Annotated in this window: 11 protein-coding genes; 9 read left to right on the top strand and 2 right to left on the bottom strand. The window is 46.6% G+C overall.

Annotated features, from left to right (window positions below; genetic code table 11):
- Positions 1-333 precede the first annotated feature (333 nt).
- From AC6I2O_RS11435 to AC6I2O_RS11395, 9 genes are all read left to right on the top strand, one after another.
- The gene (locus AC6I2O_RS11435) at positions 334-1227 is read left to right on the top strand and encodes a LysR family transcriptional regulator (RefSeq protein WP_120392213.1); all 894 of its coding nucleotides are present in this window, start codon (positions 334-336) and stop codon (positions 1225-1227) included.
- Between the two features lie 162 nt (positions 1228-1389).
- Positions 1390-2913 carry an ABC transporter substrate-binding protein gene (locus tag AC6I2O_RS11430; RefSeq protein WP_497742692.1) on the top strand — a complete coding sequence of 508 codons (1524 nt, stop codon included), beginning with the start codon at positions 1390-1392 and terminating at the stop codon, positions 2911-2913.
- Between the two features lie 154 nt (positions 2914-3067).
- Positions 3068-5116, top strand: a complete 2049-nt coding sequence (locus tag AC6I2O_RS11425; RefSeq protein WP_497742691.1) for a dipeptide ABC transporter ATP-binding protein — start codon at positions 3068-3070, stop codon at positions 5114-5116.
- Positions 5117-5132: 16 nt separating this feature from the next.
- Positions 5133-6137: an ABC transporter permease gene (locus AC6I2O_RS11420; RefSeq protein ID WP_497742690.1), complete on the top strand. Its 1005-nt coding sequence runs from the start codon at positions 5133-5135 to the stop codon at positions 6135-6137.
- Complete coding sequence (locus tag AC6I2O_RS11415) at positions 6134-7021, top strand: ABC transporter permease (RefSeq protein ID WP_120392209.1); 888 nt, start codon at positions 6134-6136, stop codon at positions 7019-7021. Before AC6I2O_RS11420 ends, AC6I2O_RS11415 begins: the two co-directional genes overlap by 4 nt.
- A gap of 112 nt (positions 7022-7133) precedes the next feature.
- Positions 7134-8306: a M20 family metallopeptidase gene (locus AC6I2O_RS11410; protein ID WP_120392208.1), complete on the top strand. Its 1173-nt coding sequence runs from the start codon at positions 7134-7136 to the stop codon at positions 8304-8306.
- A 275-nt stretch (positions 8307-8581) separates the two neighbouring features.
- On the top strand, positions 8582-9016 hold the full coding sequence (locus AC6I2O_RS11405; RefSeq protein WP_120392207.1) for a PTS sugar transporter subunit IIA: 435 nt from the start codon (positions 8582-8584) through the stop codon (positions 9014-9016).
- Between the two features lie 20 nt (positions 9017-9036).
- Entirely contained in the window at positions 9037-10428 is a 1392-nt protein-coding gene (gene ulaA / locus AC6I2O_RS11400) for a PTS ascorbate transporter subunit IIC (RefSeq protein WP_120392206.1), read from the top strand.
- 25 nt (positions 10429-10453) lie between these two features.
- Positions 10454-10732, top strand: a complete 279-nt coding sequence (locus AC6I2O_RS11395; RefSeq protein ID WP_120392322.1) for a PTS sugar transporter subunit IIB — start codon at positions 10454-10456, stop codon at positions 10730-10732.
- Positions 10733-10739: 7 nt separating this feature from the next.
- Here the strand turns inward: AC6I2O_RS11395 and AC6I2O_RS11390 are convergent, their stop codons facing one another.
- A complete protein-coding gene (locus AC6I2O_RS11390; RefSeq protein WP_497742689.1) occupies positions 10740-11690 on the bottom strand; it encodes an RluA family pseudouridine synthase in 951 nt (316 codons plus the stop codon).
- A 185-nt stretch (positions 11691-11875) separates the two neighbouring features.
- A complete protein-coding gene (locus tag AC6I2O_RS11385; protein WP_120392204.1) occupies positions 11876-13039 on the bottom strand; it encodes an ABC transporter substrate-binding protein in 1164 nt (387 codons plus the stop codon).
- Positions 13040-13075: the final 36 nt, after the last annotated feature.

The raw sequence follows: 13075 nt of genomic DNA, 5'->3' as shown, positions 1-13075 counted from the left end.
AGCATAAAAGAAGCTGCTGTAAAATGTAAGATTAAGAATATGATATGGTCAATATTCTTTTCTTACATAGTTTACAGCAGCTCTTTTTATAATGGGAGTTTCGTTAATCTTACGTGCATTTTTGGTGGAGGTATTATGCACGGTTATTATTTTATTCAGAAGAGCTGAAGAAAACAAGCCTCCCCGGGGGATATCACAATATGAAATAAAGACAGGAATCTATGCAAAAAAAGAATAGCTATGAAAATGTCCTGGTATATCCCCATGGGAGGCTTGCAGGATTTCGTTTGCTGCGCTATGATTTGGCAGTGAGAGAAAGGCGGATATGGAACGATGGATATTAAACAGTTAAAATATTTTGTCGCCTGTGTGCAGGCGGGCTCGATCAGTCAGGCAGCCAGACGGCTTTACACAACGCAGTCCGCCGTGAGCAAGACAATAAAAGGACTGGAAACAGATCTGGGAGTCGGCCTGTTTGAACGGCTTCCGAGAGGGATTGCGCTGACGGAGGAGGGAAAGCATATCTATTCCTATGCACATAAGATTGTAAATGATATGGATATGCTGGAATCTTTTCCACGTTCTGGTATTACAAAATGGCTTCGTATTTCCATGAATCCGAGTTACTGGATGGCAGATCAGATCGTAGAATTTTATCGTGTGAATGACCAGAAGAAATATCATTTTCAGATTTATGCGGCAGACGTACGAACTGTCATGGAGCGGATGGCGAAGCATCTGGATGATATTGGGTTCGTGTATGTGCCAGAGGATCAGAAAAGAATTTTTTGCGAGGAACTGGCGGGAAATAAACTGGCTTTTATTGAGCTGTATGGGGAGACGATGGAGCTATATCCAGGAAAAAAGAGTACGCTGTCTAAACAGGAAGGGCAAATCGTTACTTTAGAGGAATTGAAGGGCCATCGGCTGATACAGAATTATTCTGAGATTTGGGAAGGTTCTTCCATATGGGAGGATTTGGAAATCTCAGTAATTACGAACAGTGATTATATCATGAGCAGGATGCTGGATGAGACAGACCTGGTGAATATCAGCGGGAGTTATCTGCACCAGACGGAAACGGGCACATGCAAACTGAGTGTGGATGGATCGGCAACTCGTTTCCTTTTTGGTTGTATCGTATATAAAGGGGCGGAGCTGAGTGGGGGAATAAAAGAGCTGATTTCTTTTTTGAGAGAAAAGCTATGTCAGAAACGGAATGGATAGGCAAAAACAGGAATGGTTTCATATCCCCCCGGGAGGCTTGCGAAAATTTCTTCTGCACGATAAGATAGCACATAGAAAATTTGACTGCCTGGGGGCAAATTTTATAAGCTGATGAATCAGGAAGCTGCGGGTAAAGCAGTATATAAAAACAGGAGGAAACAAATGAAAAAAGCAATATTATTTCTTGCAGCAACCGCTGCATTGGCGTGTATGAATGTTTGCGCGGCAGAAGCATCCACACTTGTTTACGGAAGCGGTGATTATACGAGAATCAATCCTGCGATGGATGAACATGGAGAGATCAATATTCTGCTCTTTAATGGTCTGACCGCGCACGACGGTGAGAATCAGGTCGTTCCGGGACTTGCAAAGAGCTGGGAATTTGACGAGGAAGCTTTTAAGTATACGTTCCATCTGGAAGAAGGCGTGAAGTGGCACGACGGGGAGCCGTTTACAGCAGACGATGTGAAATTTACGATTGAATCTATTATGGATCCGGAGAACGGCTCTGAGAATGCACCGAATTATGAGGATGTGGAAGAGATAGAAGTAATTGACGACTATACGATTGCATTTTGGCTGTCCTCTCCGAACGTGGCGTTTCTTGATTATATGACGATGGCGGTTCTTCCCGAGCATCTGCTTGCAGAAGAAAATATGCAGGAATCTGATTTCTTCCGCAATCCGGTCGGTACAGGGCCGTATAAGCTTGCCGAGTGGGATGAGGGCCAGGCGATTATTCTCGAAAAAAATGAGGAATATTTCAAAGGGGAACCGAACATCGACGAGATTATTTTCAAGATCGTAACAGACGACAATGCGAAAGCAATGCAAATGGAAGCCGGTGAGCTGGATCTGGCACTTCTGACACCGAAGGATGCGCAGCTGTTTGCCGGAAGAGAAGGCTATACGTGTTATGATATGCAGACATCGGATTACCGCGGAATTCTCTTTAATTTCTGGAATGAATACTGGACGAAAAACAAAGATATCATTCCGGCAATCTGCTATGGAATCGACCGCGAGGCAATTATCAATGCCATAATTCTCGGACAGGGCATGGCAGCTTACGGACCGCTGCAGCGAAACATCTATAATAATGAGAATGTGGAACATTATGATTACAATCCGGAAAAAGCAAAAGAGATACTGGAAGCGGCCGGATGTACGATGGAGGAGGACGGCTTCTATTACAGAGACGGGGAAAAGCTTGGCTTTGTGATCAGTGTCGGATCAGGCGACCAGGTGCGCGTGGATATGGCGCAGGCAGCCGCACAGCAGCTGCGGGAGATTGGTCTTGACGTGACAGTAGACATACCGGCTCAGGTCGACTGGGGCGGACAGATGGCATATCTGATCGGATGGGGCAGCCCGTTTGATGCAGACGACCATACGTATAAAGTATTTGGGACAGACAAGGGAGCAAATTATTCCGGATATTCAAACAAGATGGTAGATCAGTATCTGACCGAGGCGCGTCAGTCCAATGATCCGGCAGTGCGGGGTGAAGCTTATGCGAAATTCCAGGAGGAGCTTGCAAATGATCCGGCTTTCGCCTTTATCTGCTACATTGATGCAAATTACGTAGCAAAATCATCCATCTCAGGAATCGCCCCGGATACCGTTATGGGACATCACGGTGTGGGAATATTCTGGAACGTGGCAGAGTGGACGATAGAAGAATAATCGGATAATTCACGGGACTTTTATCACAATCAGAACCAGGGTAAACGGTACGGAACAAGAGGTGACTTTTTTGCGGGAATCTCGGTTTTGTACCGTTTGTCCGGGTTCGTCCTGTTTGTAATTGGAAGCAAAATTGTAACATCCGGAGGAAATGATGTCTGAATTACTGGAAGTAAAGCATTTATCAGTCGGTATTGATACTGTGCAAGGAGAAGTGGAGGCAGTCAGAGACGTAAGCTTTTCCTTACGCGCAGGAGAAATTCTGGCAGTGGTGGGAGAGTCCGGCTGCGGAAAGAGCATAATGTGCAAGTCGATCATGAAGCTGTTGCCTGGAAATGCGAAAATAAAATCAGGAAGTATCTGTATAAATGGCGTGGATATCACTTCCTACAAGGAAAAGGAAATGCAGAAGCTTCGCGGAAATCTGTTTTCCATGGTATTTCAGGATCCCATGACGTCGCTGAATCCGACTATGACGATAGGGGCGCAGATTGCAGAAGCCGTCCTGATTCATCAGCCAAAGCTGTCAAAGGCGGAGGTGAAAAAGCGCGTGCTGGAACTGATGGAGCTGGTAGGCATTGAGCGGGCAGAAGAACGGGCGAATCTGTATCCGTGGAATTTTTCGGGCGGTATGCGTCAGCGAAGTGTTCTTGCAATTGCACTTGCCTCAGATCCGGATATTCTGATCGCAGATGAGCCGACTACCTCGCTCGACGTGACGATTCAGGCGCAGATTCTTGACCTGTTGCGTGAAATACAGAAAAGGCTTGGGACGGCTACGATTCTCGTATCACATGATCTCGGTGTTGTGGCGCGTTGTGCGGACCGCGTTGCGGTGATGTACGCCGGGAAAATCATTGAAACGGGAGAAACGCAGGAAGTTTATTATGACCCGAAGCATCCGTATACGTGGGGACTGCTTCGTTCCCTGCCGGCTCTGTCAAGAGGGAAAGACAGGCTGTATACCCTGCCTGGAATGCCGCCGTCTCTCATTCATCCGCCCAAAGGGGATGCGTTTGCATACCGCAATACATATGCGCTTGCGGTTGATTATGAGAAAGAACCGCCTATGTTTCGCGTGACAGACAGTCACTATGCGGCAACATGGCTGCTGGATGAACGGGCGGCAAACGTCAGGAACCAGATTGCGGAAGCGATGGGAAATGTTGATGCGGTTGGTGCACAGAATGGAGAAATGGAAACAAAACAGTTATGCAGAAAAAGATGTATAGAAAAACTGGAAAGTGGCGGGAATTTCGAGGTTCTGGAACAGGCGGAATCAGAAGAGGGACAAAATTCTGAGACTGGACAAAATGCAGAGATTCTTCTGGATGTGCAGCATTTGTCGCACGTATTTCCACTGTCTAAAAAGCATGTAATCCGTGCAGTGGACGATGTTTCCTTTCAGATTCGGCGTGGGGAAATACTGGGACTGGTTGGTGAATCCGGGTCCGGAAAGTCGACGGTTGCGCGCTGTATCATGAATATTTGCCGGCCATATTCCGGGAAAATTGTGTATCGCGGCATAGATGTCTGCGACAGGGGGCAATTCAGGCAGAACAAAAAAATGCTGCAGACAGACAGACAGTTGATTTTTCAGGATTCCGGGTCCAGCCTGAATCAGAGGATGAAGGTGAAAGAGATTATTCTGGAACCCCTGAAAGTAAGTCATATGAAGCCGATGCATGGGTCGTATCATGAGGAAGCGCTTTTTCAGATGAAGGCGGTGGGGCTGGAAGAGCAGTGCCTGAACCGATATCCTTCTGAACTGTCCGGGGGCCAGCGGCAGCGTGTGGCAATCGCACGGGCGCTGATTACAGAGCCGGGGCTTCTTGTGGCAGATGAACCGATAGCTTCTCTGGATGTGTCAATTCAGGCGCAAATCGTTAATTTATTTCGTCATTTGCAGGAAGAACATGGTTTTTCTTTTTTATTTATTGCACATGACCTTGCCATGGTGGAGTTTTTGTGCGACCGTGTCGGTGTGATGTATCACGGGCGGCTGGTTGAGCTGGCGCCGTGTGGCGAGTTGTATGCAAATCCGTTGCACCCATATACAAAAGAGCTGCTGTCTGCAATTCCCGTACCAGATCCGCTCAAAGAAAGAGCACGCAAAACAACGGAATTTGGAAGTGATAAGTATGTGAGAGGCGGGAGAATGGAAGAGGTTCTTCCAGGACATTATGTGGAGATCGATCAATAGAGGCGGTGGAGCAGGGATGAAAAAGAATAAAGTACAGTACATTGGGAAGAAAGTGCTGATTTTTGCGATCAGTGTTTTTTTGCTGTCTCTGATTACGTTTTATATTTCCAGAATGGCACCAGGCGATCCTCTGGTTTCTTATTATGGAGACCGGGTGGAAAAGATGAGCCCGCAGGAGCGGGAACGTGCAGAAGAACGGCTTGGGCTGCATGAGCCGGTTTCCGTTCAGTATGTGCAGTGGCTAAAACAGGCAGTGCGCGGAGACTTTGGGATTTCGTATAAATACAAGAAGGATGTGCTGGAGGTCATTGGAGGAAGAATCGGGAATACATTGGTTCTCGGAGGAATTGGTTTTCTTTTGATTTTTGTTCTGGCACTTTTGCTGGGAGTATTGTGCGCATGGTATGAGGACAGCCTTTTAGACCGTATGATCTGCAAGGTTGGCACTGTTACGAGCTGTATTCCGGAATTCTGGCTGTCGTTGCTGTTGTTGCTTATTTTTGCAGTGGAGCTGCGGTGGCTGCCCGGAAGCGGCGCTTACACGGTCGGAAAAAGTGATGATATTCTGGACAGAATCTGGCATCTGATTTTGCCGGTGAGTATTGTAGTACTCAATCATCTCTGGTATTATGCGTACATGATACGCAATAAGCTTCTGGAGGAAGTAAGGGCAGATTACGTACTACTTGCAAGGTCGAAGGGGATGGATAAAAAGCAAATTCTGTTTCGGCACTGTCTTCGCAATATTATACCGTCGTATCTGAGTATTATGGCGATTTCCGTGCCGCATGTGCTTGGAGGAACGTATATTATTGAGACCGTGTTTTCCTACCCGGGAATCGGAACACTTTCGTATGAGAGCGCACGATACAAAGATTATAATCTGCTGATGGTTCTGTGTATTCTGTCCGGCGTTGTAGTGATTTTGTGCAATATGATTGCCCAGGCAGTCAATGAACAGATTGACCCGCGAATCCGCGCAGCGGAGATTATGGAAGAAACGGAGGTAACGCAACTGTGAGTCCGGATGAATTTCAGGTGGTTGGAATCCGGCACATAGCAGAACAGCCGGATAAATTGAAAAAAAAGTGGTATCAGGGCAGGCCCATTTTTTCGATTGGAATATTGGTCCTGATTGTTGCAGGATGCCTTGGAAATCGTTTTATTATGACGAAGGACCCCACGTACATGGATTTGCTGCACTATAGCCTCGCACCAGATGCGGAATTTCTGTTCGGAACAGATACGATGGGGCGGGACATTTTTTCCATGATCTGGTATGGCGGGAGGATCTCGCTTTTGATTGGTTTACTTTCCGCTGCGATCTCAACGGTGATTGCGGTTCTGTTTGGGGCTGTCAGCGGAATTGCGCCGCAGTGGCTGGATACGCTGCTGATGCGGGTAACAGAGATCCTGCTCAGCATACCGAATCTTTTGCTCGTTATTTTGCTTCAGGCTATTCTTGGAAAAGCAAATGTGCTGACAATTTCGTTTGTAATCGGTGTGACAGGCTGGACAAGCATTGCGAAAGTGGTACGGACTGAGGTGCGGCAGATTCGAAACAGCGAGTATGTGATTGCCTCGCGTTGCATGGGAGGCGGGTTTTTTCATATTTTGTGGAAGCATCTGACCCCGAATTTTGTTTCTTCCATCATGTTTATGGTTGTTATGAACGTGCGCAGCGCAATTGTGTCAGAGTCCACATTGAGCTTTATGGGAATTGGACTGCCGCTTGAGGTGATATCCTGGGGAAGTATGTTGTCTTTGTCCGAAAAAGCGCTGCTTGGCGGGTCCTGGTGGATGATTCTGATTCCAGGTGTTTTTCTGGTAGTGACGCTTCTTTGCATGACGAATATCGGAAATTATCTGAGAAAGAGTGTGAATCAGAAGCAAAGCAACCTGTAAAATCGCCGGATTTGCGCCGGGAAACGGCATTTTCCGATGTAAATCCATGCGATTCACCGAAGGTTTCCTTAGAGGTTTGGGATTTAGTTATGGAAAATTGGGAGGTATGGTTATGAATTTTTATGAAAGAGCGTTGGAATTACGTGAGGAAACAGTCGCTCACCGTCGCTGGCTGCATAGAAATGCGGAGGTAGGTCTGCATATGCCAAAAGGGCAGGCTTATGTTTTGGAGCAGTTGAGGAATTATGGTCTGGAAGCGTATCTCTGCGGCCATGGTGTGACCGCAGAATTAGGAAGGAAAGGCGGTAGAACAATTCTGCTCCGGGCGGATATGGATGCGCTGCCCATGCCGGATGAGAGCGGCGAAAGCTTTGCCTGTCCTACCGGCACGGAGGCTCACACCTGCGGACATGACCTTCATACGGCTATGCTGTTGACAGCAGCAAAGATGTTAAAAGAAAAGGAAACTACGCTGGGTGGGAGGGTTCGTTTTATGTTCCAGCCTGCGGAGGAAACCTTTGAGGGCGCAAAGGATATGCTGGCAAACGGAATACTGGAGGATGTGGATGCCGCCCTGGCCTACCATGTTGGTTCTGGCAGAATTCCAATGGGGCAATTCATGTACAACAGGGGCGGAATCATGATGTATGCTGTGGATGGTTTCGAGATAACGATCCATGGCAGAGGCGCCCACGGGGCATATCCGCACAATGCGATTGACCCCATCAATATAGGAACCCACATTTACCTTGCCCTGGAATCGCTGATTGCGCGGGAGGCAGATCCTGGTAAATCTTGTGTGTTGACGATTGGCAGCTTTTTGGCCGGTTCAGCTCCAAATATAATTCCGGATACCGCTGTCCTTCAGGGAACCCTGCGTACGAATGATAAAGACAGCCGTGAAAAAATGGTTCGCCGTCTGAAAGAGGTTGTACAGAAGACAGCGGAAGCTTTTGGCGGAACGGCAGAAACCAAGACGCTCTTTGAGGTGCCGCCTCTGATCTGCAATCCGGAAATGACGGATGAGCTGGTAGGCTATATGGAGGAATTGCCGATTCCAGGTCTGAATTCTGTTCCGGATATGTCGATCAGTGTTTCAGAGGATTTTGCGTTTATTGCGGAGAAAGTCCCCAGCGTATTTATGTATCTTTCAGCAGGGTACATGGATGAGCGGGGAGATGCCCCTGTCCACAATCCGAAAGTTCAATTTAATGAGGAGGTCTGTCCGATTGGCTCCGCCTGTCTGGCGCATTGTGCGGTCCGCTGGCTGGAAGAACATCAATAAATAAAACAGGCAAAAATTTGATATGAAAAAACTCTGTGATCTTGGTTATTCAAGATTTACAGAGTTTTTTTGAATGTATGTATTTTCCATTTCAGATATGTTTGGAAAAAATAATCCTGCATTCTGCATAAAAAGGAACTTCTATGCAAAGACTCTGTGTAGAAATAAGGATTCGTAACAGAAATGGTCTGGTGGCGGGAAACGACAGTTTAGACGAACAAAGTGGATGGACAAAGTGAAGTTTTAGGAAATCTTTGGGAAGGAGGAATTTTGGCATGAGTCTTCTGAAAAAGGAAAATGTGCAGATTTGCGAGTCGGCTGACAACTGGCGGGATGCAATCAGGATCTCTGTGCGTCCGCTGGAGCAGGGCGGCTATGTAGAAAGCTGTTATAAGGATGGGATTATTGAAAATGTAGAAAAATTAGGTCCTTACATTATTATCGCAGACCATATTGCGTTGCCGCATGCAAGGCCGGAACAGGGGGCTGTCAAAACGCAGATTGGCATCACTTTATTCCGGCAGGATATCGAATTTGACGGCAAAGAAACGACGGCCAGATTATTCGTGACATTGGCTGCTAAGGATAATAACAGTCATTTGGATGCGCTGGTGCAGATATCGGAGCTACTGTCGGATGAGGATAAAGTTGAGAGGATCTTAAAGGCTCCGGATGTACAGACCTTATACCATTATTTTGAACGTATCTAAGAGAGAAAAGGAGTTAGATTATGCTTGGTATTTTACAGTTTATTCAGCAGGTGCTTTCTACACCGGCAATTTTTGTGGGTCTGATTGCGCTGCTAGGTCTGCTGCTTCAGCGTCAGGATGTACAGACCTGTGTGAAGGGAACCATTAAAACAATACTCGGATTTATCGTGCTGAATGCAGGGGCCGGTGTTGTCCAGGATTCCATTATTCCATTTGGCGATCTGTTTCAGGCAGCTTTCCATGTAGAGGGAGTTGTGCCGAATAACGAAGCGGTTACATCACTGGCATTAAACAGCTACGCTGTGCAGACGGCCTCCATATTTGCGCTTGGCATGTGTGCGAATATTCTGCTTGCGCGGTTTTCGAGGCTGAAATACATTTTCTTAACCGGGCATCATGCATTATATATGTCCTGCCTGATTTCCATTCTCATGTCGATCAGCGGTCTGACAGGCATAAAACTGATTCTTGCAGGCGCATTGCTGCTGGGACTTGTGATGACCATATTTCCGGCGCTCATGCAGCCCACGATTGAAGCAGTCACAGGGGACGATTCACTTGCACTTGGCCATTTTGGAAGCAGCTGCTATTGGCTGAGCGCTCAGATTGGGAAGCTGTTTGGCAAAAAAGATGATACGGTAACAACAGAAGATATTAATTTCCCGACAACACTGTCATTTTTGAGAGAGAATACAATTTCGATTGCTCTGGCAATGTTCCTGTGCTATATCATTGTTGCGGGAGTGGCGGTATTTACTTCTCCTGCGGAAGCTGCCACAATCATCGGAGCAGATAACTGGGTAATTTATTCTGTCATTCAATCCATTACGTTTTCGGCAGGTATTTACGTTGTGCTTTCAGGGGTTCGTATGCTGATTAATGAAATTGTGCCTGCTTTTAAGGGAATCTCGGAGAAGCTTGTACCAAATGCAAAACCGGCGCTTGACTGCCCGATCGTATTTCCATATGCGCCGAATGCGGTACTGCTTGGGTTTTTCAGCTCTTTTATTGGTGGAATTGCAGCGCTGGCGATTCTTGCATTCATGGGAAGAGCGGGAATTGCAGTTGCAATTATCCTTCCGGGAGCAGTGCTCCATTTCTTCTGTGGGGCGACAGCGGGCGTATGCGGCAATGCGCGCGGAGGCTTGAAGGGCTGCATTGCAGGGGCGTTTGTACACGGGGTAGTGGCTACCTTCCTGATTGCAGGAATGTATCCCGTATTAAGCTCTATGGGATTTGCAAACACTGCATTTTCTGACACAGACTTTACGCTGGTGGGTATTATATTTGGCAATCTGACAAAGGTTATGAGCGGAAATGTTTTGTTTGGGATTATTATTGTCTTATTCCTGATTCCGATTATTTACAATTGGATCGGTGGGAAAAAGGAAGTTGAAAATGAGATAAATTAAAATGATCAAACAGGAGGAAAATGAAATGATTAAAAAGATTTTGTGTTTTTGCGGTTCTGGACTGGGAACGTCTTTTGTTATGGAGATGAATGTAAAGAAAGCTCTGAAAAACCTGGGAATCGAGGGTGTAACGGTAGATCACTCGACGATTGATGACGTGCTTCCAGGTGCTGCAGACCTCTTTGTCTGCAGCGCAGACCTTCTTCCAAATGCACAAAAGGCAGGAAAAGCAATCGGACTGAACAATATGGTAGCGGTAAAAGAAATTCAGGAAAAGCTGAAACTGGCATTTGAAGAAGAATAGAGATCGGTCATCCAATCTGTACAACCCGACGCATATCTTCCGGCATATCACATGTGAACGCAAGCGCTTCTCCCGTAACTGGATGTGAGAAGGAAAGGCTGTGGGAGTGGAGCGCCTGGCGTGTGATAAGCTGCATCGAAGTTGGGTGATATAAAAAATCGCCGATCAGGGGATGTCCAATATGTTTCATGTGAACGCGAATCTGGTGTGTCCTTCCTGTTTCCAGACACACGGAAGCGAGAGAGAGCGTCGGAGAACCGTTGATATGCTTCAGGCAGCGGTAATGCGTGACAGCGGTCTCTCCGCGTTCCTGATCGACACATCGCATGATGGCAGAATCCTCAGCCCGCGCGATCGGAGCGTTGATTGTGCCGGTAGGAGGAAGAAATCCTTCTGTGATGGCAAGATACTCTCTGTGAATGAGGCGGGAGGCGGACATTTCAGACAGGATGGCGCCGCTTAACATATGCTTGGCAATGATCAAAAGCCCGCTGGTATCCCGGTCAAGACGGTTAATGCAACGGAAAACGAACGGGATATCCTTTGATGCGAAGTGGTACATAATCCCGTTTGCAAGCGTATTTTCATAATTATTGACAGAAGGGTGAATAGGGGTATCGCTTGCTTTATTGACCACCATCAGATCTTCGTCTTCGTATACAATATCGAGTTCCATGGGAACCGGAACAATATTTGGCGAAGAGGTTTCCTCGATCAGACGGATTTGCAGGAGGTCACCGCAGCGGAGATACTGATTCGTGTAAGCCCATTCACCGTTTTGCAGAATTCCGAACTCTGTGCGTTTCAGGTGAGTCAGCACGTGATGAGAACAGCCCTGGCTGCGAAGGAACTGTTCGACCGTTAATCCTCCTCCGGCATGTCGAATTGACCTGCCGGAACCGGCAGTCTGCTCATCTATCATATTTTCCGTAATTTCCCATGATAATGTCCGGTTCATATTTTCATTCCTCTGGCAGATATATTATGATGCTGCTGGGGTCAAAAGTTATTTTGCCCCATCATACCCACGGATTACTGCGCACTTCGTGCTCCTGCAATCCTGAAACACCTCAAATGTGATAATGAAAGAGGCTGCTGCATTCCTTCATGCGGCAGCCTCTGTTTTATATATGCGTCCGATCGTTAGCTGGACTTTACTTTGTTCCAGTAATCATTGTAGATATTGTCAACTTCGTCGCCGAGATAGTGGAAGGTTTCACAGCGATCCATATCTGCGGCATCCGGGAATGCGATTTTGCTGTTTTTGATATCTTCATCCTCAATCAGTTCACGGGCAGCCGTATTTGGTGTGGAATATGTGATGTACTCAAAGTTCATCAGCGCAATTTCAGGTTTGCACATGAAATTGATAAATGCCTCTGCGTTCTCCTTATTTTTTGCGTTTTTCGGGATAACCCAGCTGTCAATCCAGATATTAGAACCTTCTTCCGGTATCACGTATTCGAGATTTTCATTTTCACGTTGCGTATAAATCGCTTCACCTGAGTAGATAACACCGATTGCAGCTTCGTCGCCGATCATCTTATCGCGTACCTGGTCAATTACGTACGCCTGAACAAGTGGTTTCTGCTCGATGAGGGTATCGGCAGCTTCTGAAATTTCTTTTTCATTTGTGGTATTCAGAGAATAGCCCAGCCGTTTCAGCGCAATACCGAGCGCGTCACGCACGCTGTCCTGCATCAGAATGTTGTCTTTGTATTTCTCATCCCAGAGCACATCCCAGCTTGTGATCGGTTCGTCAACCATTGTTTTATTGTAGAGAATGCCGACGGTTCCCCAGCAGTACGGCACAGAATACTTATTTTCCGGGTCAAATTCACGGGAGGATTTCAGGTATTCTTCACCGATGTTTTTGAGGTTCGGAACATGATCGAAATTAATCTCAGAGAGAAGATCATTCTCAAGCATTTTCTGAATCATATAATCAGAAGGACAGACAACGTCGTAAGCGATCGCGCCTGTTTCGATCTTTGGATACATGATTTCGTTTGTCTCAAATTCTTCATAAATAACTTTAATTCCAGTTTCCTCTGTAAATAGCTCCAACGTATCCGGATCAAGGTATTCGCCCCAGTTGTAAACAATGACCTCACCGGCCCCCTTTTTATTTTCCGCTGCTTCGGTCTTTTCTTCATCCTTGGATGAGGTTTTGCTCTCCGTTTCCTGAGAGTCGGCAACTACTTTTGTGTCCTTTTTCTCCTTCTCATCGCCGCCGCTCTTTCCGCAGCCAGCCAGAAGTACGGCAGGAATAATTCCTGCAAGAATCAACAGATTTCTTTTTTTCATGATTTTTCTCCTCCCTGAATAATAAATAATATTAAC

The organism is Blautia sp. St.27G3 (assembly GCF_059728505.1).
The sequence above is the reverse complement of the archived record's forward strand: the minus strand, read 5'-3'. Positions and strand labels throughout refer to the sequence as shown.